Consider the following 25,884-nt stretch of genomic DNA (forward strand, 5'->3'; position numbering starts at 1 on the left):
GGGACAGGGATGGCAACCCCGCGCGTGCGCCCGCGGCCTAATCGGACGGGTTTGGCCGAACGCGAGTTGGCGGAAAAACCCACAGCCCCGCCTGCCGCTAGCCGATCGACGTCTCGCGTCCATTCTGCGATTGGACAGGAGTTCACCCCCCTTCCTTTGCGCGTTTCAACTCTGAAATTTCATTCGTTTCGACCCGGATGAAACCCGTATGCCGGTTACTGGGTTTAGGGGAGCTTTCCCCGTGCCACGTTGATACAGGTACGGTGCAAGCCGAGCATCTAAGCTGTTCGAAAGACCGCATGTATTCGCTACGGAGCCCTCCAGCTTTGTGATGGCCGCCATTAGCGCCCTCATGAAGCCCGTAATGGAAGCGGGGACGAATGATGGCGAACGCAGCACCGGTGACCCTTGATGGCAACCTGAACGACTGGACCGTCGGCGACCGGGTCGACCGTGGGCTCGGCGCCGGCTATGCGATCTATGCGCGCAGCGACGGCGCAGACTTCGCGTTCGCGATCAGCGCCCCCACCGCGATCGGCGCGAACACCACTGCGTGGCTTAACACCGATCGCAACGCGAAGACCGGGTATCAGGTATTCGGGTTTGCCGGCGGCGCCGAGTACAATGTCAACTTCGCGGCCGACGGGACGGTTTCCTTGTTTAGCGGAGCGGCGGGGCAGACGCTGGTCGCGAGCGGCTTGCAGGCGGCATGGTCGGCGGATCGCACGACCGTCGAGTTCAAGGTGCCCAAGGCGGCGATCGGCAATCCGCAGGCGATCGACACGATCTACGACGTCAACGACACTGCGTTCCTGCCGGGCAATTACTCGAACCCCGCGTTCACCGTCTTCAACGATACCGGCATCGTCGCCGATCCGTCGCACCGGATCGCGATCGTCTGGTCCGATTCGACTGCCAACGCCTATTTCAGCAAGACCGCCTATTCGCAACTGTTCATGGCGGCGCAGTCTCAGGCGATGCAGGCCGGCGTACCTTTCGACATCCTGACCGAAGGCGACCTGACCAGCCTCGCGACGCTCGCAAAGTACGACACGATCGTCTTCCCGTCGTTCCGCAACGTCGAGGCGAGCAAGGCCGACGTGATCGCGCAGACGCTGGAACAGGCGACCAAGCAGTTCGGCATCGGCCTGGTCGCGGCGGGCGAGTTCATGACCAACGGCGCGGACAACACCGCGCTTGCCGGCGATTCGTATTCGCGGATGAAGCTGTTGTTCGACGCGACCCGCGTCGCCGGCGGCTTTCCCGCCGACGTCACGGTCAAGGCGAGCGACGCGTCGCATCTCGTGCTCGACGGCTATGCCGATGGACAGATCGTCCGCCAATATACCGGCGTCGGCTGGAACGCGTTCACCAGCGTCAGCGGCACCGGCACGACGATCGCGACCGAGACGGTCGGCGGCCAGACCTATGCGGCGGCGATCGCGACGCAGACCGGTGGGCGCAACGTGCTGTTCTCGAGCGAGGCAGTGATGGCCGACGACAACCTGCTGCAGAAGGCGATCGACTATTCGGTCAATGGCAGCGGCCTGTCGGTCGGATTGCAGATGACCCGCCAGGCCGGGCTGTTCGCGTCGCGCGTCGACATGGACCAGAGCAAGCAGACCGAGGAGGTCAATCCAGCGGGCGCTGCGCCCGGCATCTACGACAAGCTGCTGCCAATCCTGACCGAATGGAAAACCAACTATAATTTCGTCGGCAGCTATTACGTCAACATCGGCAATAATCCGGCGAATGGCGAGGCGACCGACTGGGCGGTCTCGCTGCCGGTGTACAAGGCGCTGATGGATGCGGGCAACGAGATCGGCACGCACAGCTATACGCATCCGATGGACACAAATCTGCTGACCGACGCGCAGATCGCGTTCGAGTTCGGCCAGTCGCGGACCGAGCTGGAAAAGCAGCTGAGCGCGTATCTCGGCAAGACCGTCACGGTCGGCGGCGCTGCCGTGCCGGGCGCGCCCGAGCAGATCGCGACGAGCCAGGAAATCCTGAAATACGTGACATACCTCAGCGGCGGCTATTCGGGCGTCGGCGCAGGCTATCCCAACGCGCTTGGCTACATGACGCCGCAGAACGCCGCCGACGACAAGGTGTATATCGCGCCGAACACGTCGTTCGACTTCTCGTTGATCGAGTTCCAGAAGAAGACCGTCGCCGAAGCGAGCGCAACCTGGGCGAAGGAATTCGGCGCGCTGACCGCCAATGCCGATGCGCCCGTGATCGTGTGGCCGTGGCATGACTATGGCCCGACGATGTGGGCCGCCGATGGCGCGACCAGCCTCTACACCAAGCAGATGTTCACCACCTTCATCGCGCAGGCCTCCGCGGCTGGCGTCGAGTTCGTGACGCTTGCCGATCTCGCAGCGCGCGTCAGCGCGTTCCAGAACACGACGATCACCTCAAGCGTGGTCGGCAACACGATCACCGCGACGGTCGGCGCCACCACCGGCACTTTCTCGCTCGACGTCGACGGCCAGAGCACCGGGCAGGTGATCAGGGGCGTCGCCAACTGGTACGCCTATGACGCCGACACGGTGTTCCTGCCCAAGGCCGGCGGCACCTATGCTATCACGATGGGCGCGGTCGCCGACGACGTGACCCACATCACCGCGCTGCCAATGCGCGCGACGCTGACGACGCTGAGCGGCGACGGGCGCGACCTCGCCTTCACCGTCGAGGGCGAAGGCAAGGTGACGGTCGACCTTAAGGCGCCCGGCACCGACTGGACGACGCTGAGCGGTGGCAAGATCACGAGCCAGATCGGCGAGATCCTGACGATCGACCTCGGCGCGATCGGCGTCCACGACGTCAAGATCGGCCATCAGGCCAACGTCGATCCGGTGCTGACGTCGTTCGGCGGCGGCACGACCGGATCATTGTCGATCGCCGAGAACAGCACCGCGGCGCTGACCACGATCACCGCTACCGATGCGAACATCGCCTGGGGCGATTCGATCAAATACTCGATCGGTGCGGGCGGCGACGGTGCCAATTTCTCGATCGACGCGACCACCGGCGTGCTTAAGTTCGTCACCGCGCCGGACTATGAAGCGCCGACCGACGCCAATCGCGACAACATCTACGGCGTGACGGTCGTCGCGACCGACGCGCGCGGCGCGATCGATACGCAAACGCTGACGATCGGGGTCACCGATGTCGTCGGCATCACCAAGACCGGGACGATGCTGGCGGACACGATCAACGGTACCGGCGAGCAGGACGTACTCGATGGCGGTTGGGGGAACGACGTGCTCAACGGCCTGGGTGGCAACGACCGGCTGATCGGCGGTCTGGGCAACGATACGCTGAACGGCGGTGCGGGGAACGACACGTTGATCGGCGGTGACGGCCGCGACATCCTCAACGGCGGCGACGGCAACGACATCCTGATCGGCGGTGACGACATGGACACCCTGACCGGGGGTGCCGGTGCGGACATCTTTCGCTTCGAGGTCAAGGGCGACAGCCTGGCATCGACGTCACGCGACGTGATCACCGATTTCACCGTCGGCCAGGACAAGATCGACCTGTCGATGATCGACGCGAACAGTTCGCTGTTCGCGCGGGGAGACCAGGCCTTCACGTTCATCGGCACGACCGCGAGGTTCACCGCGCCGGGCCAGTTGCGATACAGCTATCAGATGATCGGCGGCAAGGAATTCACGATCGTCGAGGGGAATACCGACAGCGGATCGGCAGCGGACTTCTCGATCGCGCTGACTGGCCATCACGTCCTGACGGCAAACGATTTCTTCATGTAATCCACGGCATGAGCCGTAGCTGTCATGGCGGGCATAGGCTTTCAACTTGCGAAGACCGCACGAGACGGCGGCGTTGGCGGGATCGTCGGTGCCGCTGCGTTCGGTGCGGTCATCAGCGCAGGCCCGTGGCTGATCACCGCGGCGGCGATGGCGCTGCTCAATCACTGGTCGACCGCGCATCTCGGCATCGCGGGCGCGCGGACCGTCCAGACGATCCTGGTCTATGCGTTCAGCCTGTCCGCGCTGGCCGCGGCACCGGTCGGCATCCTGGCGACGCGCATCGTCGCGGACCGCATTTTCGCTCGTGACGCGGGCGGTGTGACGGGGGTCATGCTGGTTGCGCTGGCAGCCGGCGGGAGCATCGCGCTGGCGATCGGCGCGCTGATTTTCGGCATATTCGCCCGCCTTCCGCCTATCGAGGCAGCGCTGGCGACGCTGATCCTCGCCTGGCTCACCCAAGTCTGGATCGCGGCGCCTTTATTGACGGCGTTGCGGCGATATCGCGCGATCCCCCTCGCCTATCTGCTCGGAATCGGAGTGGCGACGGCGCTGCTAGCGCTGATGCCCAAGCCGGAAGTCGCGGTCGTGCTGGCGATCATAGCCGGTGGCGTCGGGCTGACACTGGCAGCGATCATGATCGTGATCCGCCGGCATTTCTCCGCCGCACCCGTGCTGCCCGCTCGCGATGCGATGACGCCGCGGCTTGCGCAGATCGTGGCGGCGGCGGGTGTCGCCGGGGTCGCGGCGATCTGGATCGACAAATGGCTGTTATGGCTCGGACCCGACAGCATCCGGGCGATCGGGCTGTTGCGGCTGAACCCGATCAACGACCAAGGCAGTTTCCTTGGGCTGCTGACGATGGTGCCCGGCCTGACCCTGTTGCTCATTGTCACCGAGACACGGTTCGATCGCGCATTTGGCGATATGATCGTCCGGTGCACGGGTACGTCGACGCTGCAAAGGATCGAGGAAGCGCGCAGCGAACTCGCGAGGACGATGTTCGACGGGTTGCGGATCATGCTGCTGGTGCAGGCGCTCGTCGCGGCGCTTGCCTGGGTGTTCGCGGTGCCGCTGTTCGAACTGATCGGGGCGGACGCACGCGCGATTTTCGCGTTTCGCCAGACCTCGCTCGGCACCGTCTTCCACCTGGTGGTGATCGCGGCGACGGTCGTACTCGCCTATTATGACCTGTTCGGGCGAATCCTGCTGACCTGGGCAGCCTTCGCGATCGGCAGCGGCGTCGCGACGCTGCTTCAGTGGGACGCAGGGTTTGCAGCATTCGGCTGGGGCTATATGGCCGGCGCGGTGGTGGGTGCGTCCGTCGGCCTCGCGCTGGTCGCGGAGGCCACGGTCAACCTCACCTATCTTCTGTTCGTAGGCAACAATCCCTCTGTCGTGGGGCATGGGGGGCGTTTGTTGTGACGGGAATTACGGACATGGCGCGTCGACGGATCATGCGGCGGCTGGCGCTTGGCGCAACGGCGCTGACCTTGGGTATGCGGTCGCGGTCGGATGCTTTCCCGAAGCCATCCGCGAACGCCGCGCTGCGCTGGGGTGTCGACTATGGCGCAGCAACCGATCCCGCATTGGCAAGGGCGTGCACTCTACTGGTGCTGGAGCCGCACCACGCCCGCTCGATCGCGCCGCTCCGGGGTCCCGGCAGTATCCTGCTGGGCTATGTCAGCTTCGGCGAAGTCGAGCGCAGTCGGCCGTATTTCGCCGCGCTCGAAAAGGCCGGCGCGCTGAGGGCCGCCAACCCCAACTGGCCTGACGCGCGGCTGGCCGACCTGCGTCATCCGGCATGGCGTGCAATCGTGCTCGACCAGCTCGTCCCCGCGATATTGGCGCTCGGTTATGACGGTATCTTCATCGATACGATGGATAACGCCGAAGCGATGGAGCGGCAGGATCCGGTGGCCAACAAGGGCATGGTAGCGGCAGGCGCGTCGCTGATCGCAGCCGTGCGTGCTCGCTTCCCCAAGATCCGCATCATGCTCAATCGCGGCTATGCAGTGTTGCCGGACGTCGCGCCGAAGATCGATTACCTGCTTGGCGAGGCGATGGCGTCGCGCTGGAACTTCGCGTCCAAGCACTATGAACTGCTCAGCGATCAGGACTGGGCTTGGCAAGCCGGTCGCCTGCGCGAGGCTCAGGTTCGGAACCCGGCGCTGAGCCTGATGACGCTCGATTACTGGGATCCTGCCGATACGAAGCAGGTCGCGGCACTGTATGCCCGCGAGCGCGCAGCCGGGTTCAGCCCCTATGTCGCGACGCTGGCGCTCGACCGACTGGTGCGGGAGCCGACCTGATGAGGATCGACCGCCGACGCGGGCGGCTTGCCATCGTCCTGCCCACCCTCGCCGGGCTCGGCCTGCTTGCGGGCGGGCTGCTGCTGCTGCCGAACGACCGCGAGATCCTTCACGCCGAACGTCGCGCGCAGCCTGTGCCGGCGGCCAGCAGTTCATTTCCGTCGGCGCCCGTAACACCGCCGGTGCTCCCGCCCGCGCATCCGGCAATCGCAGCGCAGATCGGGACCGCCGACGCGGCGACGCTCGCCGCGCTGACCACGCAGCTGATCGCAGACGGCCAGTCGGTCACGACGTCGCAGGTCGCTTATGATCTGGTTGCGGCCAAGCGGCCGGCGGTGGCGCTCGACTATCTCGAGGCACGGCCCGACGGTGCAACCGCAGCGACATGGCGGCTGCGTATCGACCTTCTTCGCCAGACGGGGCGAAACGCGGATGCGGCGGCGCTCGTAGCGCAGGCCGCGCAAAAGCGTGGCTCGGCGCCGGCGGCGGATATTGTCGCTGCCGCCTACGCGATCGACCGCCCCGACCTCGTGATCGTGGCGGCCGCCAACCACGTCATCCCGCCGCCCGATACAACGCTGGCGCTCGATCTTGCGCGTCGCGCGGACAAGGCCGGGCGTAATGACCAGATCGTGCTGCTCGACACGGCAACGACGGCGAATTGGCGTGCGTCCGATCCCTGGCTCGCGATCCGCATTGCCGCACATTCGAAGGATACCGCGGCAGGACTCAGGGCGACCGACTATCTGCCGATCGAGCAACGACCGGCGGCGCGCGAGGCGATCCTGACCGAAGCAGGCGACCGGGACGGCCTGCGTAGCGAGTTGCTGGCACGCGCTGCTATACCGGGCGCGAAACCCGAGCGGGAGGCGGAACGGCTGCTCGCGTCCGGCTACCGCGCCGATGCGGTGGCGGTGCTGAAGCGTGCAGCGACCGGGCAGCCACCCGATGCGCCGGCCGCACAGCGCTTGCTGTATCTGATGGGGCCGCGACCAGGGGCCGATGATATCGCTTGGTTGCAACAGCAAAGCTTGCAGGGCAGCGCGACCCAGCAACGCACCTGGCTGGTACGCTATACCGAGCGCGAGCGACCGGGCGAGGCGCTGGCGTTCCTGTCGCGGCATCCGCTCGCGAACCAAACCGACGTGATGCTGATGCGGCTGTCGCTGGCGCGCACGGCTGGCAATGATGCCGCTGGTCGCGCGATGCTGACGGCGTTGCTGGACGGTCGCGCGCTCGATGCAACGCAGGTCCGGGCGCTTTCCGCTGCAACCCCCGCGAAGATCGAACCGGCACAAGCGGCTGCGATTGCAAGACGCCGGATCGCCTTGGGGGTCGCGGCGCCCCGGGATCAGCTCGACCTTGCCTGGACAGCGTGGAACGCCGGCGATGCCCGAGGCGCGGCCCAGTGGCTGGACGAACGTCTAAAGACGGCGCCGACCGATCTGGCGGCGCTGCGGCTGATGGCCGACGCGCAGGCGCGCATTGGAGGCGATCGTGCCGCACGCCCCTGGCTGGAACGCGCGCTCGCGCAGACGCCAGCCGACAGAAAGGCTCGCGTGGACATTCTGGAGAAGCTCGGCCGCCGGGCCGACGCCTTGGCGCTCGTCGAAAGGCTGCGCGCCGAAATCCCGCGCGACCAATCGATCGCCGCGCAACACGCTCGCTTGTTGATCGCGCAGGGTCAGGCTGGACGTGCGCGGACAGTGTTGGCCCAATGATCGCACTGCTTCTCACTTTGACGGACGCGCCGGCACTGATCGTTCCGCGTACCGTCTTCACGGACAGCCGGGTCGTGGTGCCCGAATCCGTACTCGCCTGGCCCGACGATGCCGTCGTCCGGATCGATGAGCGCGACGGGGAACTGGTTGCGCGCTTCGACCGACCCGTGACCTTGGACCGGATCAACGCGTTCCGTGAGACGGCGGGCGATGCGATCGGTGATCTGCGCTGGAACGACAACAGCCTCGTCCTCCGTCCAGCCACCGGTTGGACGATGACGTGGCGGCAGGCGGGCCCGCTGATCGCGCTCACCTTCTCGCCGCCGGCGTCGGACGATGCGCTTGTGGAAATCGTAGACGACAAGGCATCCGATGCCGCGCTGACCGCTGTCGAGGCGGACGCAACCGCGGGGTATCCGGGGCAGGCCCTGCGCGCCGCGAAGGCTCTGGCGAAACGCTACCCGACCGACCGGCGCGTCGCGCGCATGCTTGCCGATACGCGCCTCGCCGATGGTGACGTCCAAGGAGCGGCACGCGACTACCGTGCGCTCGCGGCGGACGACCTGACCGCTCGGCGGGCGATTGCCGCGGCGCCGGGGACGGCGAGCGTCGGCGTCGTTGCGCGCGATGGCAGCGACCTGTCTCAGGCCGAATTCGGCGCGCGGATCGATGCGGCGATCGGGGACTCGATCGTAGCTGGTGGTGGACTCCGCCGTGTCGTCAGCAGCGTCCATGCGGACACGCAGACCAGGCGCGCAGGCGACACCGTCCTCGACGCCTCGTTGGCGGCAGCATTCGACGGTGCGGTTCGGGTACAGTTGCTCGCCTCTGCCGCGCTCGATGACGGAGTCACCGGAGGTGGTGCGAAGGCGGTGGCGGGATCCGCGGACGCGCAGTTCCGCGTGACGCTGACCCGGCATATGCCCGACTACTCGACCCCGGCCCAGGTCCTGGCTGGCGGCTATCTGTCTCGCGCATTGCTTGGCGTCACCTATCGCCTGACTCCGGGTTTGGTCGCGCAAGCCGATATCGGCGCGAACCGCTACGGGCTTGCCGGCCGCGGCGGCGCAAGCGACACGATCGTCGCGAACGGTGGGCTCGATTACCTGATACGGCGCCAGTTTCCCGCACTCGGCCTCACCTACCGGTTCGAGGCGGAATACGTCCAGCGGATGCAACTCGGCGCGGACAGCCTCGGAATTATTCCGCTCGCGACGCGCGAGAACCATACCGTCCAGGGGCTCGTCAGTAGCGCTCTCGGCACGGTGCAGATGACCGCACTGGCAGGCTGGACCGTCGACCGGTTCGGTGGAGACGGCCCAACCGCCAGCCTCGGCATCGCGGCGCCGATCGGCGTCGCATGGCGGGTCGAGGGCAGCGGCGGCATCACCTCGATCGCCCGACCCGGCTTCTCAGGCCGCCAACTCTACGCACGAGCGCTGCTGACACGCAGCCTTGGGGACACGCAGTGACGCACGACGATAAAGCGCCCACGTGGCAGACCCGGTGGCGACGGCCGGCACGGATCGCCGCGGAGATTGGCATCGCGTTTGCCGCACTGATCGCGCTCGACTGGTGGCTGACGGGCGGAACCGGCTTCGCGGACGTCCAGCCCAATCCGTATTGGTTGCCGGTACTGCTCATGGCGCTCGCCTACGGCACTGGCCCCGGCGTCCTCGCCGCGGCGATCGCATCGGGATTGTGGCTTGCGCACGTGCACGACAGCGCGGGCGAACGCGACTATCTCGACCATCTGTTCCATCTCTCGCTTCAGCCATTGATGTGGTTCGTCGCGGCGGGGATCATCGGTGAAGTGACGATCATGCGGACCGGTCGCCACGACCGGCTGGAAAAGCGGGGCAGGATAGCGACGCGGAACCTGGCACGCCTGACCGAGGCGTTCGCGACGTTGTCGCAGACCAATCGCCAGTTGCAGGTCCAGATCGCGACCGAAGCGCATACCGTCGGCCATGCGATCGAAACGGCAGCGCGGCTGTGCTCGCATGAACCTGCGGTGCGACGTAGCGCGATTGGCGAGCTCATTACCTTGGCGGCTCGGACCCCGGATTTCACGTGCTACCGCGTCAATGGCGACGAGGCACGCGCCTGGATCCGCGGGCCGGTCACCGCAGGGCGACGCGACGTATTGCCCGCGTCGTTGATGGATCGGGTCGAACGGCACCACGGACTCTTGCATGTCGCAAAACGCAGCGATCGCCGGGTGCTCGACGGTATCGGCGTCGCCGCGCTCGCGTTGCCCGATCGGGATACGGGCGAAGTCGTCGGCTGCCTGGTCCTCCACGCGCTGCCTTTCGAAACACTCAGCGCAAGCCGGACCGCCGAACTCGCGGAAATCGCCGCGTGGTTGACGCCCCTGCTCGCCGACACCCTCCACGCGACGCAGCAGCCTTTGAGATCCGCCGGGCTGGTCGCATGAGGCGCCGCCTGTTCGCTCTCGCGGGTCTGGAGACAATCGTCCTCACGTCCTTCTGGATGTTCGGGATTGCGATCGGCTGGGTCCTGGCGGCTCATGCGATATTGAGTATGGTTGGGTTCGTCACGTGGTTGCGTCATGACCCGACGACCGGGTTCGCGCCTGCCATGCTCGGTGCACTGGGGCCGCTCGGTCTACTGGCTGCACTGCCGCTCGCGCGTGTGTCTCGATGGTCGGTACAACGCAGCGGCGACGAGATGTTCGGTCCGGTAGCGGGGCGTTCGACACAGCGCGGCGCGCGCCTCGCCGTCGCGCGGATGCTTGACGGACGGGTCCATCATGCGACGCCCGATACATTGAGTTCACTGGTTACGATCATGCGTCACGGCGCGGTTGCCGAGCGGCGGCGTGCCTTGGAAACCGTCGTTCGATCATTCGAGCCGGCGCTGTCGCCGCTCATCGCATTGGCGCTGACCGATGGAGACCAGACCATCCGCGCGCTGGCGGCAGCCGCTTCGGCGCGGGTCTCGGAGAATCTTGTGCTGGCGCGAGCGCGTCTTTCGGTACGCGTCGCCGATGGAGACGATCCGAACGCCGCAGCGAGTTTGGCGAAGTTACTCGCGGACCACGCACGCTCGGACGTCCTGTTATCCGATTCTCAACGCCTTCACCTCCGCGACGATGCCGTCGCGTTGATGGTCGCCTCGGTATCTCGCGAAGCAGATGGTCCGGGTTCGCAGATGCGCGACGCGCTGAGCATGGAGGCAATGTGGGCCGCAGGCGATTACGACGCGATCGATCGCATCGCGGCGGCGGTCGACGCGACGTCGGAACGGTCAGATGACCCGGTGGGCAACAAAGATCGTAGCGCGAAAACGCTGGCACACTGGTGGCTGACGGGGGCGGCGGCGTGATCCTCCCCTCGGCGCTAGCCGAAAGGTCTCGGCAGACGTCACTCGACATACCCGACGCCGACATCTGCCTGATCGTAGAGGGTGCTTATCCCTATGTGATCGGCGGCGTTTCCGGTTGGCTGCAGGATCTCATAACGCATCTTCCCGACGTCCGGTTCGTGATCGCGGCGATCAAACCCGGCGCGGAGTTGCTCCCGTTCCAGCTGAAGCCCCCGCCCAACGTCGTTGCGGTGGTCGAGATCGGTCTGGCGCCCGAGCCTGCCGTACCACGCGCGATCCCCGATCGCGTCGCGGTGCCGATCGCCGATGCGCTGGTGGCGTTCGTCGCGACCGGCGGCGCAGAGCGGCTCGCGACTCTCATCGACGTGATCGGCGGCATCGCGCGGCCGCCAGCGCCCGGCGATATCCTGTCACACCCCGCGGTGTTTGCGCGGCTCAAGCGCCATTATCAGGCGATGTTGCCGAGGGCGTCGTTCCATCATTATTTCTGGGCTATGCGGGTGCTGCTGGGCGGGTTGCTCGCGGTGCTGACGACGCCCCTGCCGCGCGCAAGGGCGTATCACACGATCTCCACCGGGTTCGCCGGCTTGCTCGCCGCACGCGCAGCGCGCCAGACCGGGCGCCCGTCGTTCATTACCGAGCACGGCATTTATCTACTCGAACGCCAGATCGAGGTGATGATGGCGGACTGGATCGGTGATCAGGTAGACACCGGGCTAGAACTGGAACGCAGCGTCCGCGACCTGCGCGACCTGTGGGTGCGTGCATTCACCAGCTACGCCATCGCCTGCTACGACAGCTGCGATCCGATCGTCGCACTGTACGGCGAAAACACCGCGGTCCAGCGTCGACTTGGCGCCGCCGCCGACCGTGTCCGGGTCATCCCCAACGGCATCGATTCGAAACGCTTTGCGGCGCTGCCCGACCAACGCGATCCGGCGCATCCGCTGGTCGCACTGCTTGGCCGGGTGGTGCCGATCAAGGACGTGAAGACCTTCATTCGTGCGGCGGCGATCGCCCATGCCGAACGCCCCAATATCCGTTTCGTCGTCTTGGGACCGGAGGACGAGGACCCCGAATATGCGGCGGAATGCACGCGACTGGTCGAGGATCTGGAGCTAGGCGCGGTGTTCCGGTTCGCCGGACGCGTAAAGATCGAGGCCTGGATGGCGAAGATCGACCTGCTCGTCCTCACCAGCCTGTCGGAAGCGCAACCGTTGGTGATCCTGGAGGGTGGAGCCTGTGGCATCCCGGTGGTGGCACCCGATGTCGGCAGCTGCCGCGAGATGATCGAAGGGCGTGGCGGCACCGACTCGGGGCATGGCGGTATCGTCACGCCGCTGGTCAATCCGGCCGCGACGGCTGCGGGGATCCTGGCGATCGCGGGCGATCCGGCAATGCGGCGCGCGATGGGCGAGACGATGCGCGAGAGGGTGCGGCGCGATTACGATCACGACACGATCATCGGTGCCTATGCGAAATTGTATGGCACGCTGATCGCAGACTAGGGTGCAGGATGACGCTCGATGACCTCGGCCCGCGCCTCTGCATCATGGGACCTTCCAATAGTGGGAAGTCGACGCTGGCAGTAGCGATCGCGCGTTCGCGTGGGCTACCTGCCATCCATCTGGACCAGCTTCATCACCAGCCGCACACGGATTGGAAGCCGCGCCCGGACGACGAGTTCTTTGCCTTGCACGACGATGCGATACTGAAGTCGCGCTGGGTCATGGACGGCAATTATTCGCGATGCCTGCCGCAACGCCTCACGCGGGCGACCGGCGTGATCCTGCTCGAAGCATCGACGGTCACCAGCGTCCTGCGTTACTTCCGCCGATCCTGGCTGGAACGGGTGCGACACGGCGCGCTGGATGGCGCCAGCGACAGCGTCAGATGGGCGATGATCCGGCACATCGTCGTCACGACACCGTGCAATCGCAGGCGGTACGCGACCCTATTCGAGGAGATCGGCTTGCCTAGGCTTAGATTGTCGACGCGGCAGGATTTAGCACACTTCTACCGGACGGAGGGGCTCGAGCGATAGCGGCACGTCACCGCTGTCGCTCATCCTCCTCCCATCGCCTTCGGCGCCAGCTCCCCCTGGCGAGCGAGGATTAGATTCATACCGAACGCGGTCACGTATGCATGGCTTCGTCCAGCGCGCCGAACTGAGCGACGGGGCCTGCAATCAGCCCCCGCCGGTGACCGCCGTGTCGCTCAGGTCGGCGACGGCCGGGCCTGACAGTATCGGAACGGCCACGATCGGCAGGGCGGTGCCAAGCGGGCCGGGCAACGCCCGCACGATGGCGGGCCGGATCTGCGTATCGGTCGCAGGGGCGAGCCGCGGTGCGGGTCCGGCGGCTGAACTCGGGACTTGCGCGCGATCGATTGGGGCGAGGAGCGGGTCGAACGGGCCGAACGTCTTCGCCCGCACCCGCCGCGTGTTCTGCGCCGGATCATAGGTCGGTACCCCCTGGTCGATCGCCGCGGCCTGAAGCCGGCCCAACGTCGCCAGCAACCGCGCTTCGGCGGCGTAAGCGCCATAAGTCGCGTTGACGAAGACGAGTTGCGCGGTCAGCAGCCGCTGCTCCGAATCAAGCACCTCGAAATTGGAGCGGAAACCCTCGGCGAACCCGCGCTGGACGCCGATGAGCGCGGACTCCGCCGCTTCGGTGGCAAGCTGCCCCGCCGCCATCTGCTCGCCGCCTGCGACCGCCTGGTTCCATGCATTCTGCGCATTGATCAGCGCAGCGCGGCGCGCAGTCTCGACCTCGAAGCCGAGTTGCTGTCGTTCGGCAACGGCAGCGCGAACGCGCGATCCGATCACACCGCCGGTCAGCAGCGGCATCGTCAGCGTGACTGCGCCGGTGGCCTGCGCGCCCAGATCGCGTACTTGGTACGTGTAGGGGCTGCCATACCCGTAGCTGCCCGATAGCGCGACGATCGGCGCACGTTCGGCACGCTGCGCTGCGATCCTGGCGTCACCCGCCTTGGTCGCGAGGATCGCCTGCCACAGGCTCGGGCTTTCCTTCTCTACCACCACGAAAGCAGCATCCAGCGATCGCGGCAGGCCCGGCAGCGTCGGCGGCACCAGCAGCGTGCCGGGGTTGCGCCCGACCACCGCGGCGAACCGTCCGCGGCTTGCCTGGAGGTTGACGGTCGCCTGAGCCAGCTGGGCGCGAATGATCTCGCGCTGCGCCTGAGCCTGCGCGATGTCGGTCCGCGTCAGGTCGCCGCCGCGTTCTCGCGCGATCGCCTGCGTTACCTGCCGCCCGTAGGAGTCGAGCGAGCGTTGCTGGATCGCGACCAGTGCCTGATCGCGCCGCACCGACACGAACGCGTCGACCACTTCGAGCAGGATCGCGTTCTCGGCTTCACGCAATCGTTCGCGACCCGCCAACACGGTCGCTTCGGCCGCCGAGACCTGTGCCGCAGTACGACCGCCGTTGAGCAGGATCTGCGACGCGGTCAGCCTTGCCCCCATCGTCCGCCCACGCGCGACCGCGAAGTCGCCCAGCAGGCCGCGTTGGTCCTGCGACTGATATTGCAGGGACATGTTGACGCCCGCGGTCAGCCGATACGCCGCCCCTGCCTGGACGATCTGTTCGTCGAGCGCGCGAAGCTGTGCCCGCTGCGCTTCCAGCGAGGGATTGGTGCGATAGGCGTCGGCGATCGCCTGGCCGAGCGTCTCCGGCGCGGCGACCTGCGTTTCCGAGGCCGTCTGCGCGACCGCCGGCGTTGCGGGGAGCAGCAGCAGCAGCGCGCCTGCGAGACGAAGCATATCAACGTTCATGGAACGACCTCGAAAAGGCTTCGGTCAGCGGATCGAGGAGATAGTCGAGCGCGGTGCGCGAGCGAAGTTTGACCATGACGTTGACGGGCACGCCCGCGCGTATTCCGGTGTCGCGACCACGGACCGCCTCGATCTTGGCGATCTGGTCGCGCGGCACGGTGATCTCCGCGCTGAAATAGCTGTGGCCCGTCTGCTCGTCACGCAGCGAATCGGCGGACACCGTGCGGACCGTGCCGAGCAGGATGGGCAGATCGCGTTCGTGCAGCGACAGGAACTTCACTTCAGCCTCCCGGCCAGTGAACACGCCGTCGATATCGGCCGGCGAGAAGTTCGCGCGCACCACCAAAGGTGCGGCGTCGGGGACGATGTCGAGAATCGCCTGCCCGGGCTGGATCACCCCGCCGACGGAGAACACGCGCAGACCTACAACGCGCCCAGCTACCGGGGCGCGGATGATGGTGCGCGCCAACTGCTCGCGCGCGGCGGTGAATTTGGGCATCACCTCGTTCAGCTGGAACTGCGTGTCGCGGAGCAACGTCGCGCTGTCCTCGACGTATTTGCGGCGCGTCTGGACGCCCTCCGCGCGGGTCTGACCGATCTGCTCGCGCGCGGCGGCCGAACGTGAAGCATAGTCGGCGTCGGTCCCTTCGAGCTGCTGAATCGAGCGCTCGATTGCCCGCACCGTGTTGCGCGAGACGTAGCCCTGGTCGGCAAGCGCACGCGTGCTCTCCAGCTGTTGGCGTAGCGACGCACGCTGGCGGGCGGTGGCCTGCGCCTGTGCGTTGAACCCGGTCGTCTGCTGCGCGACGGCCGCCGCCTGTTGGCGTAGTACCGCACCGTTCGCGGCCAGGGCGGCCGAGCGCGCGGTGCGTTGCGCGATCTGGAGAGATTTCGCGCGATCGACGAGCCGTCGGTCGTCGCCCTGGGCGGACGCGAACTCGGCGGGCCAGACGATCGCACCGCCGCGGACGTCGGCTTCGAGCCGTGCGCGCTGCGCCTGGAGGTCGATGACGCTGGCGGCGAGCGCGCGCTCGCTGGCGGTGACTTCGGCCCCTTCGAGCCGGAACAGGATGTCGCCGGCGCGGACGTGCTGGCCGTCGCGCACCCTCATCGCCGCGACGATCCCGCCCTCGCGATGTTGGACGGTCTGGCGATTGCCGGCGACGACCACCTGCCCGTCCCCCGCCGCCGCCGCGTCGAGCCGCGCGAACGCCGCCCAGCCGAGCCCGACGATGAAGAACAGGATCGCGATCACGCCGCCGACCAGGATGGCATGGCGCGGCGAATCGTCGAGGCGAAGGCGATCGGCGAGGCTCGCACCGCCCGCGGCCGGGACCGGGCTGGCCAGTTCGGCGGGGATCATCGTGCGCCTCCGGTCGCTGCGACGGGGCCGGTATTGGCGGGACGCACCACCTTGGCGCGGTCGTCGAACAGCTGGATGGTGCCGCCCCGCAACACCATGATCTTGTCGACCGCCTGGAGCAGCCCGGTGCGATGCGTCGACACGATCACCGTAGCGCCGCGCGCGCGCAGGGCCGCGAGCGTCGTAACCAGCCGCGCTTCGCCGTCACTGTCTAGATGCGCATTGGGCTCGTCGAGGAACAGTATCGTCGGCGTGCCGAACAGCGCGCGCGCGAGCGCAACCGACTGGTTCTGCCCCGCCGACAGCCCTGATCCGTCCGCCATGCTGAGCATCGTCGCATAGCCTTGGGGCAGGCCGAGGATCACCTCATGAGCGCCCGCCGCCTGCGCCGCCTCGACCACCGCCGCGTCGAGGCGTTCGCTCTCGCCCGCGAGGACCGACTGGAATCGCGATATATTGGTGTGGACCGAGGTCGGGAACAGCGATGGCGACTGCGGCATGTAGCCGATGTGACGGCCAAGCTGCTCGCGGTTCCAATCCGCCAGGCTTGCTCCGTCGATCCGGACCTCGCCGGTATCGGGCGACAGTGCGCCCGACAGCACACGGAGCAGGGTCGACTTGCCGGCGCCGCTTGGACCGACCAGTGCGACGATCTCGCCCTGTTCGACCGAGAAACTGATGTCCGACAGCAAAGCCCGGTCGCTGCCCTCGGCGCGCACGGTGACGCCGCGTACGTCGATCCGGCCGACCGGCGTCGGCAGCGTCGTCGCCTCGATCGACGGCCCCGGCATCGCGCAGAACGCGTCGAGATCGCGGTAGGCATTGCGCGCGGCAGTGAGCGGCTTCATCGCGCCGAGAATCTGCTCGACCGGCTGCAGCGCACGCCCGAGCAACAGCGACGCTGCGAAGATCGCACCGCCCGAGATGTCCTGCCGGATCGCCAGCAGCGCCCCCAGCGCGAGCGCGAGCGACTGCAGCAGCAGGCGCAGGAATTTGGTAATCGCGAGAAAATGCCCGGCGGTGCCGGCCAGCGCTGACTGGCGACGGACAAGTTCGGCGCGCTCGAGCAGATGCCGGGTGATCAGCGCGTTGCGCATCCCCATCACCCGCGCGACCTCAGATCCGTGGATCGATACGTCCTGTTCGCGCGTCGCCAGTACAGCGCGAGAATGCGTATCTCGCGCGGCGCCAGCAGTTACTCGGTCACTAACGATCGCGATGCCGCCGAGCAGCAAGGCGCTTACGAGTGCCAGCACGCCAATCCACGGGTGGAGCAGGAACGCGATGCCGATATAGATCGGTGCCCAGGGCGCATCGAACAGCGCAATGATCGTCGGCCCGGTCAGCGTGCCGCGTATCGTATCGAAATCTCGCATAGCTTGACCGCGCTGGCCGATCGTCGCGCCGACGGTACCGAGGATCCGCAGCAAGATGCCGGGCGCCGCCTGCCGTTCCAACCGCATACTCGCGCGCAATAGCAACCGCATCCGGACCGCGTCGAGGATCGCGAATACCACGAGCGCGAGTACGAGGATCAGCGTCAGCAGCAACAAAGTCGCTCCGCCCCTTGTTGGCACCACGCGGTCGTAAACCTGCAACATGAAGATCGATGGCACGAGGTACAGGACGTTGACGAGTCCCGAGAAGATCGCCGCGAATACCAGATGGTGTCGACACCCCCTGACCGCGGCGGACAGGGTATTTTGGCGGTGATCGGCGTTTGCCGTCGTTGGCGCAAAGGAAGACGTCGACATGATTTCCGCTTAGCCGCGAAAGGTTAAACGAACGGTTTCTCCGGCACTTGCGACCCGCACGCACGCCACACCATGCCGGTTGTCCAACGGCAACAGATCACGCAGATGGAAAGACTGTCCCCGAAACATTCAGCATTCGCTGCCGCGTCGAAGAGATGCACGGTCTCCAAACCGTGCTGTCGTCGTACCTCATTTCCGATGGGTAATCATCCGCGATAACGAAGATAGGCGATATTATCAAGCCTTTTGTAATCTAACTGCGAACCAAGGCGGCTTTCTGCATACGAAGCGCGCGCAGATACCGAAATAAGTTTGGGCGATACGGTTATCGGTCCACCCACATTCCACCGACGTCATCGCAGTTTCTTTCGTTTCGGTATCAAATGCGAGCTTAGAGACTGTGATGGTGGTTACATTACCCATCATCGCCATAGATCTGGTTATCAGTTTAGAAACCGTGTAATATTGTGCAGGATATAATCATATGTGGACACTTAGGTAGCAGATCATAATCATTGATGTAGAAACTTCTTATTTCTATCGTTCCTTGAACGGTCATTATCGTTTAAGCCGTAATACTAAGCTGCCCGGCTCGTTCTATTCTCGAGCAACCCCGCGATACGGGAACTCTCAACCGGCCGACTAAAAAGGTAGCCCTGGATGTTACCGCAGCCCTCCCCGCGCAGTAATTCGAGCTGGCCGGTATCCTCGACCCCCTCGGCGGTCGTTTCCATGTCGAGGGCGGTCGCCAGGTCGACGATCGCCCGCACGATCGCTGCCGCGCCCGGATCGCTGGCAATGCTGGTGATGAAGGAGCGGTCGATTTTGATCTTGTCGAACGGAAAGCTGCGCAAATAGCTGAGCGACGAATATCCGGTGCCGAAATCGTCGAGCGCGACGCGGATCCCCATTGCGCGCAGCGTATGCAGCAACGCGATCACTGGGCCCTCGCCGTCGAGGAATACCGACTCCGTGATCTCGATCTCGAGCCGATTGGGGGCGAGGCCACTATGTACCAGCGCCTGGAGGATGATCGCCTGGAAACCGGTGTTGCGGAACTGTAGCGGCGACACGTTGACCGCGACGCGGATGTGCTCGGGCCAGTGCATCGCCTGCCTGCAGGCCTCCTGCATCACCCATTCGCCGATCGCGATGATCAGCCCGGTATCCTCGGCGATCGGGATGAACTCGACCGGAGGAACGATGCCGCGTTCCGGGTGATACCAACGCACCAGTGCTTCGAACCCGCCGATCCGGTCCGCCTTTAGGTCGAACACCGGCTGGTAGTGGAGGACGAACTGGCCTTCCTGGATTGCCTCGCGAAGGTCGAGTTCGACCTGCCGACGCCAGCGCGCCGCTGCGTCGAGCGCAGGCTCGAAGAACCGGAACACCCCGCGACCGTCTTCCTTGGCAAGATACAGCGCGAGGTCGGCATTCTTGAGCAGTTCGTCGGCGTCCTCGCCGTCCGCCGGGCCGATCGCGATGCCGATGCTGACCGCGGTCGCGATCTGGTGGCCATCAGCCTCGATCGGCAGGCGCATCATGTCCAGGATGCCCTGCGCGAGGGCACGCGGGCGATCGGCATCGAACTGACCCGACAGGATGACCGCATATTCGTCACCGCCGAGGCGCGAAACCAGCCCGTCGGGCGCGACCTCGGCCAACATCGCGCCGATCGCCTTCAGCAGGGCATCGCCGACCGGATGGCCGAGCGTATCGTTCACGCCCTTGAAGCGATCGAGATCGAGACACAGCACCGCGATCCCCCCGCCGGTCCGCGCGACCTGAAGGATCGCCTGGTCGAGCGACTGGCGGAAATAGGTCCGGTTCGGCAGGCCGGTCAGGACGTCGTGGAACGCGAGATGCGTGATCCGGCTCTCGCGTTCCAGGATACCGGCCGACATTCGGTTGAAGCTGGCCGCGAGCCGCCCGATCTCGTCGCGCCCGGTCACCACGATATCGGCGCGACTGCCCTCCTCCAGCGCGCGCGCCGCAGCGTCGAGCGCGGCGATAGGGCCGGCGATCCCCATCGCCAGCCGTCGACTGCCGAACACGACCAGCAGCAACCCGGCGAGCCCGGCCAGCGCAATGCCTGCCTGCAACGGCAGATACGGGGTCAGCGCGGCGTTGAGCGGATAGCGGATCAGGATCGCGGCCTGCGGGCGACGCGTCAGTCCCGCAAGCGGTTTGGCGATCGCGAAGGCGTGTCCCGTCGCGAGATCGAGCGTGGCAAGCGTCCGCGTGGACTGGGACGCGCCGACCAAGCCGTCGATCGCTGCATCCGAGTTGATCGACATGTCCACAGCGTGCCAACGCCCCTGGCTGTCGCTGCGCATCATGGTTGCGATCAGCGGGATCGCGGACAGTCGTTCGAGCGCGTTCATCTCCGTGCTGTCGAGGCGCACCGCGAAGACCACCCAGCCGATCTGGGTCGGCGCCATCACGGGTGAGAGGATCAGGCGGTACACCTGCCCCGCCACGACCACCACCGCATCGCGCCGGCCATTGGCGATCGCGAACGGAAATCGCGCGACGGTCGCCGCCAGGGGCCCCGAGGGACCGGCAACCCCTCCCTCCTGATCGACGACGAACGCCGCAGTGACCTCGGCCCGATTGCTGATATTGGTGAGGGCGGAGGTGATCGTCGGCTTGTCCCCACTGGCGACGGCTGCACGAAACCCGAAATCGCGCGACAGCAGATCGGCGGATGCGATCAGCGATCGCGAGCGAAGCAGCCAGATCCGGTCATAAACGCTGCCGCTGGTAATGAGCTCATCGCGGACAGAGTCGCGCGCGTGCGTCCAGATCATCGCCTGCGCGACGACCGCGAGCAGCACCAACGTCACGGCGAACAGGCTGGCATACAGGACCGACAGCTTGGTCCGGAGATGACGAAACTGCGGCTTGCGGATATGCATTACCGATGCAGCGCGAACGTGGTCGCAAACCCTGTTGCGACGACATCTACTGGCTGCGACGCGGTGCTGCCGGGCGCACGGATCGATGGATGCCACACGCGTACCACGCTGGCGCCCGGGGGGACGCCGGTCATGCTGACATGGCCGGCCTGATCGGTGAGCGCGGCGAACGGGGTGGCGGTCACGAAGACGAATCCGTTCATCGAGTCATGGATATTACAACCGAGCGGGACCACGCCAGGGCGATCGAACAGCACGGTCCGCGAATCCTCCTGCCCGTACAGCTTCAGGTCGAACTTCTTGGTCTTCGAAAACGAATAAACATGGTGACGCACCCGGTCGCGGTTCGGGAAGCCTACCGTCGCGCCGACGGGTACGATCAGGACATGCGGCTGAAACGCGATGTCACGCTGTTCGATCATGTACGGGCCACGCACCGTCACGCCCGGTGCCTTGGGCGTATCGATCGTCACGACCGCGCCCGCCAGCGGTTTGCCGTCGAACCCGCGGACATCTATCGCCACCGTCGCGGCATGGGCGACCATAGGCACCGCCAGCGCGGCGATGAACGAACATGAGCGGAGTACGGGAGCGAGCATAAGCGAGCCCTAAGGGTCCGATGATTGCCATCCCGTAAACGTCACCGGCAATCTTCCCCTCCTTTTCAGGGCGGCCATGCGCCGAATACCGCCGCGAGCGAGACCAAGAATTAACCAATGACCTCCATGACATACGTATGATTCGTTCTCCCGCTCCGACCATGGCCGCCATCCTGCTTGCCGGGCTGTTGACGATCGCGAGCCCCGCTGCGGCCCGCGAGGGTCGTGCCGGCGGCAAGCTGCCGTTGACCAACGGTGTCACCACGATCGAGGGAAGTTCGGGCGGCGGCATCTCGACCTGGGCACTGGTCGCGGGAAACGAAACCGCCGACGGGATCGGTGGATCCGCGCACGTCTCGGTCATCCTGCTGCCCGACTATCGGTGGGAAAGCCACGGCCTCGCGATCGGCATCCACGACCGGCTGGAACTGAGCTACGCCCGCCAGAATCTCGATACGCGAGCGGTCGGTGCAAAGCTCGGCATCGGTCGCGGCTACACGCTGAACCAGGATGTGTTCGGCGCGAAACTTCGCCTGGTCGGCGATGCCGTCTATGGCAGTGCATACCTGCCGCAGATCGCGATCGGGATGCAGTACAAGCATAACCTGGATGCGCCGATCGTCGCCGCGGTCGGCGGACGGCACGCAAGCGGCACCGACGTCTACGTAGCCGCGACCAAGCTCCTGCTGCGGCAGAGCATCCTCGTCGGCACCACGATCCGCTACACCAAGGCCAACCAGAACGGCCTGCTCGGCTTCGGCGGCGACAAAGGCGGCAATCGCACCGTCCAGGTCGAGAGCACGCTCGGCTATCAACTCTCTCGCCAGCTGGTGGTCGGAGCCGAATACCGGTCGAAACCCGACAATCTCGGGTTCGCCACGGAGAACGACTGGAAGACTGCCTATGTAGCCTATGCCATCAACAGGAACCTGACCGCGACCGCAGCCTATGTCGATCTCGGATCGATCGCGACGGCCGAGCCTCAACGTGGCGGCTTCCTATCGCTCCAGACCGCCTTTTAGGACCGTTCCGATGCTGATGCTGACCCTCCTCGTCCTGCTCCAGGTCACACCCGCGCATCTCGGCGAGGACCAAGTCGCGCCCTATGCGATGAGCGACGCCAATGCCGGCGGCCGTCCGTTCAAGGGCGTTGCCATGCTCAAGGCCTTTCACGGCAGGCCCGGCATCGACCGGATAGTCGACGACCTGGTAGCGACGAGCCAGGCCGATCCGCGCATCGGCGATATCTTCAAGGGTCAAGACATGATCCGCCTACGCCGCACGCTCAAGGAACAGTTTTGCGTCCTGCTGAACGGCGACTGCCATTACACCGGTCGCGACATGGCGACCGCGCACAAGAACCTCGGCATCCAGGCCACGGACATGAACGCGCTGGTCGAAAACCTCCAAGTGGCGATGCGTCGCGAAGGCGTAACTTTTCCGACCCAGAACGCCTTTCTTGCCAAGCTTGCCCCAATGCGGTCGAACGTGGTGACCCGTTGAAGGAACTCGAAAGCCAATGCTCGGGACGAGTTCGCCGAACGTGCGTAATCCGAGCACGACGTTGCCCAGCGCCGCGCCGGCATAGCCGACATCGTCACCCGAGTAAGGAAGACGACGATGTCCGCCGTTCACCGACGACGCGGCATCGTAGGTTATGAGGCTGCCAACGAAACTGGATTTTCATCTGGCCTCATGTGACGCAGCAGTTGTTCGGCAGACGATCCGTCCTTTCATCGAGAGGATCGTGGTGCAGGCAGGTAGCGCGCGTGGCGGAAAAAGCCGGCCCATTCGGTTGCACGGCGATCTCTACCGGATGCTGGCGTTTGCGAAGGGTGCCTGCACGCCAAACACACAAAAGCCCCGGTCCATTGGGACAGGAGCTTTTGTGACAGAGTTGGTTGCGGGGACAGGATTTGAACCTGTGACCTTCAGGTTATGAGCCTGACGAGCTACCGGGCTGCTCCACCCCGCGCCAAGATCCCATCAAGCTGTGCTTTGATGGGGCCCGAGTGTCCGCATGTGCGGAACTGAGTGTATGAGACGTTTGTGAATGGGTTTGTGATATGGTGTGAATGCATGTTGCACGAGCTTCAATGCCTGGCGACGACCTACTCTTCCATCGCTTGAGCGATAGTACCATTGGCGCAGTCGGGTTTCACGGCCGAGTTCGGAATGGGATCGGGTGGGACACCGACGCTATAGCCACCAGGCAATGGAGCCGGTGCGACATGCGTTTGCGTTCATATCTGGGTCCCTCGGGTTTCGCCTTGCGGCGAAGCCTGAGGGTTTTAAAATCGATACCGTGCAAGGTTAGTGGTATATTTGTGACCAATCCCTCGACGGCGAGGGGATTGGCAATCTGGCGTCGTCTTAATCATCCGCACTATCGAATGGCTAGCTGGTTGCCCAGTGTTGTCATTGATGGTGTGAGACTCTCAAGCGCGAATAGAGCAATTAGTATCGGTTAGCTCCATGCGTTACCGCACTTCTACATCCGATCTATCAACGTCGTGGTCTCCGACGGCTCTATGAAATCTTATCTCGAGGGAGGCTTCCCGCTTAGATGCTTTCAGCGGTTATCCCGTCCATACATAGCTACCCAGCTGCGCTCCTGGCGGAACGACTGGTACACCAGAGGTATGTTCAACCCGGTCCTCTCGTACTAGGGTCAACTCCTCTCAAATTTCGACGCCCACGGCAGATAGGGACCAAACTGTCTCGCGACGTTCTGAACCCAGCTCACGTACCACTTTAATTGGCGAACAGCCAAACCCTTGGGACCTGCTCCAGCCCCAGGATGTGATGAGCCGACATCGAGGTGCCAAACAACCCCGTCGATATGAGCTCTTGGGGGTTATCAGCCTGTTATCCCCGGCGTACCTTTTATCCGTTGAGCGATGGCCCTTCCACGAGGGACCACCGGATCACTATGACCGACTTTCGTCTCTGCTCGACTTGTCAGTCTCGCAGTCAGGCGGGCTTATGCCATTGCACTCTAACAGACGGTTTCCGACCGTCCTGAGCCCACCATTGCGCGCCTCCGTTACTCTTTAGGAGGCGACCGCCCCAGTCAAACTACCCGCCACAGAGGGTCCCTGTTCCGGCTTACGGAACGAGGTTAGACATCAGAAACAAACAGGGTGGTATTTCACCTATGGCTCCACATCAGCTGGCGCCGATGCTTCAAAGCCTCCCACCTATGCTACACAGTTTCTTCCTAATGCCACTCTGAAGCTGCAGTAAAGGTGCACGGGGTCTTTCCGTCTAACCGCGGGTACTCCGCATCTTCACGGAGAATTCAATTTCGCTGAGCATGTCCTGGAGACAGTGGGGAAGTCGTTACGCCATTCGTGCAGGTCGGAACTTACCCGACAAGGAATTTCGCTACCTTAGGACCGTTATAGTTACGGCCGCCGTTTACCTGGGCTTCATTTCAGAGCTTGCACCCCTCCACTTAACCTTCAGGCACCGGGCAGGCGTCAGGCCCTATACGTCGTCTTGAAGCCGACTTAGCAGAGCCCTGTGTTTTTGCTAAACAGTCGCTACCCCCTGGCCTGTGCCCCCTCAAAGTGCTTGCGCATAGTGAGGGCCTCCTTCTTCCGAAGGTACGGAGGCAATTTGCCGAGTTCCTTCAGGACACTTCTCTCAAGCGCCTTGGTATACTCTACCTGACCACCTGTGTCGGTTTCGGGTACGGTCTATACGGTGGGGCTATTTCCTGGAACCATTTCGAAGCCATCCCAATCCGATAAGGGATGACAACACACATGATCCGTCACACACCACCAGGCCCACGAATATTAACGTGGTTCCCATCGACTACCCCCTTCGGGCTCGTCTTAGGGGCCGGCTCACCCTGCGCGGATTAGCCTTGCGCAGGAACCCTTGGTCTTTCGGCGAGAGGGCATCTCACCCTCTTTATCGCTACTCATGTCTGCATTCGCACTTCCGATACCTCCACGACCCATTACCAGATCGCTTCACAGGCTTACGGAACGCTCCGCTACCGCGTACCACATCAGTGGCACACCCTAAGCTTCGGCACGTATCTTGAGCCCCGTTACATCTTCGCCGCAGGACCTCTTGCTTAGACCAGTGAGCTGTTACGCTTTCTTTAAAGGATGGCTGCTTCTAAGCCAACCTCCTGGTTGTTTTGGAAGTCCCACATGCTTTCCCACTTAGATACGATTTGGGGGCCTTAGCTGTAGGTCAGGGCTGTTTCCCTTTTGACGACGGACCTTAGCACCCGCCGTCTGTCTCCCGCATATCACTCTTAGGTATTCGGAGTTTGGTT

16 protein-coding genes, 1 tRNA gene and 2 rRNA genes (1 of these 19 only partly in view) are annotated in these 25,884 nt (G+C 64.7%); 11 read left to right on the top strand and 8 right to left on the bottom strand.

The features are described 5' to 3' along the window. Positions 1–383 precede the first annotated feature (383 nt). From AC1MH0_RS07585 to AC1MH0_RS07625, 9 genes are read left to right on the top strand one after another with little or no spacing between them, the layout of a single operon-like run. Entirely contained in the window at positions 384–3,782 is a 3,399-nt protein-coding gene (locus tag AC1MH0_RS07585) for a M10 family metallopeptidase C-terminal domain-containing protein (RefSeq protein WP_480965379.1), read from the top strand. 24 nt (positions 3,783–3,806) lie between these two features. After that, complete coding sequence (pelG, locus tag AC1MH0_RS07590; protein WP_480965380.1) at positions 3,807–5,204, top strand: exopolysaccharide Pel transporter PelG; 1,398 nt, start codon at positions 3,807–3,809, stop codon at positions 5,202–5,204. 14 nt (positions 5,205–5,218) lie between these two features. Next, positions 5,219–6,091 (top strand): glycoside hydrolase family 191 protein, encoded by an 873-nt coding sequence (locus AC1MH0_RS07595; protein WP_480965381.1) that lies wholly within the window; start codon positions 5,219–5,221, stop codon positions 6,089–6,091. Continuing rightward, positions 6,091–7,812, top strand: a complete 1,722-nt coding sequence (locus AC1MH0_RS07600; RefSeq protein ID WP_480965382.1) for a tetratricopeptide repeat protein — start codon at positions 6,091–6,093, stop codon at positions 7,810–7,812. The genes AC1MH0_RS07595 and AC1MH0_RS07600 overlap by 1 nt, the downstream gene beginning before the upstream one ends. Then, entirely contained in the window at positions 7,809–9,284 is a 1,476-nt protein-coding gene (locus tag AC1MH0_RS07605; RefSeq protein ID WP_480965383.1) for a hypothetical protein, read from the top strand. The genes AC1MH0_RS07600 and AC1MH0_RS07605 overlap by 4 nt, the downstream gene beginning before the upstream one ends. Beyond that, complete coding sequence (locus AC1MH0_RS07610; RefSeq protein ID WP_480965384.1) at positions 9,281–10,249, top strand: hypothetical protein; 969 nt, start codon at positions 9,281–9,283, stop codon at positions 10,247–10,249. Before AC1MH0_RS07605 ends, AC1MH0_RS07610 begins: the two co-directional genes overlap by 4 nt. Beyond that, entirely contained in the window at positions 10,246–11,160 is a 915-nt protein-coding gene (locus AC1MH0_RS07615) for a hypothetical protein (protein ID WP_480965385.1), read from the top strand. Before AC1MH0_RS07610 ends, AC1MH0_RS07615 begins: the two co-directional genes overlap by 4 nt. After that, positions 11,136–12,668, top strand: a complete 1,533-nt coding sequence (gene pelF, locus AC1MH0_RS07620) for a GT4 family glycosyltransferase PelF (RefSeq protein WP_480965386.1) — start codon at positions 11,136–11,138, stop codon at positions 12,666–12,668. Before AC1MH0_RS07615 ends, pelF begins: the two co-directional genes overlap by 25 nt. Before the next feature lie 8 nt (positions 12,669–12,676). Beyond that, positions 12,677–13,204, top strand: coding sequence for a P-loop NTPase family protein (locus AC1MH0_RS07625; protein ID WP_480965387.1), 528 nt, complete (start codon positions 12,677–12,679; stop codon positions 13,202–13,204). Positions 13,205–13,348: 144 nt separating this feature from the next. Here the strand turns inward: AC1MH0_RS07625 and AC1MH0_RS07630 are convergent, their stop codons facing one another. From AC1MH0_RS07630 to AC1MH0_RS07650, 5 genes are all read right to left on the bottom strand, one after another. Further along, a complete protein-coding gene (locus AC1MH0_RS07630; protein WP_480965388.1) occupies positions 13,349–14,953 on the bottom strand; it encodes a TolC family protein in 1,605 nt (534 codons plus the stop codon). Then, positions 14,943–16,316 (bottom strand): HlyD family type I secretion periplasmic adaptor subunit, encoded by a 1,374-nt coding sequence (locus AC1MH0_RS07635; protein ID WP_480965389.1) that lies wholly within the window; start codon positions 16,314–16,316, stop codon positions 14,943–14,945. The genes AC1MH0_RS07630 and AC1MH0_RS07635 overlap by 11 nt, the downstream gene beginning before the upstream one ends. Continuing rightward, positions 16,313–18,070 (bottom strand): type I secretion system permease/ATPase, encoded by a 1,758-nt coding sequence (locus AC1MH0_RS07640; protein WP_480965390.1) that lies wholly within the window; start codon positions 18,068–18,070, stop codon positions 16,313–16,315. Before AC1MH0_RS07640 ends, AC1MH0_RS07635 begins: the two co-directional genes overlap by 4 nt. Positions 18,071–18,648: 578 nt before the next feature. Continuing rightward, positions 18,649–20,988 carry a putative bifunctional diguanylate cyclase/phosphodiesterase gene (locus AC1MH0_RS07645; protein ID WP_480965391.1) on the bottom strand — a complete coding sequence of 780 codons (2,340 nt, stop codon included), beginning with the start codon at positions 20,986–20,988 and terminating at the stop codon, positions 18,649–18,651. Then, positions 20,988–21,587: a cupredoxin domain-containing protein gene (locus AC1MH0_RS07650; RefSeq protein ID WP_480965392.1), complete on the bottom strand. Its 600-nt coding sequence runs from the start codon at positions 21,585–21,587 to the stop codon at positions 20,988–20,990. The genes AC1MH0_RS07645 and AC1MH0_RS07650 overlap by 1 nt, the downstream gene beginning before the upstream one ends. Before the next feature lie 161 nt (positions 21,588–21,748). On the opposite strand from AC1MH0_RS07650, the gene AC1MH0_RS07655 reads away from it, so the two are divergent. Both AC1MH0_RS07655 and AC1MH0_RS07660 read left to right on the top strand, forming a co-directional pair. Next, positions 21,749–22,609: a DUF3034 family protein gene (locus tag AC1MH0_RS07655; protein ID WP_480965393.1), complete on the top strand. Its 861-nt coding sequence runs from the start codon at positions 21,749–21,751 to the stop codon at positions 22,607–22,609. Between the two features lie 10 nt (positions 22,610–22,619). Continuing rightward, positions 22,620–23,090 (top strand): group I truncated hemoglobin, encoded by a 471-nt coding sequence (locus tag AC1MH0_RS07660; RefSeq protein WP_480965394.1) that lies wholly within the window; start codon positions 22,620–22,622, stop codon positions 23,088–23,090. Positions 23,091–23,485: 395 nt separating this feature from the next. Here AC1MH0_RS07660 and AC1MH0_RS07665 read toward each other — a convergent pair. From AC1MH0_RS07665 to AC1MH0_RS07675, 3 genes are all read right to left on the bottom strand, one after another. Next, a tRNA-Met gene (locus AC1MH0_RS07665) sits at positions 23,486–23,562 on the bottom strand. A gap of 123 nt (positions 23,563–23,685) precedes the next feature. Next, a 5S ribosomal RNA gene (gene rrf, locus AC1MH0_RS07670) occupies positions 23,686–23,800 on the bottom strand. A 224-nt stretch (positions 23,801–24,024) separates the two neighbouring features. Beyond that, positions 24,025–25,884 (bottom strand): 23S ribosomal RNA (locus tag AC1MH0_RS07675) (it continues 936 nt past the right edge of the window).

Source organism: Sphingomonas sp. AP28 (assembly GCF_056680455.1).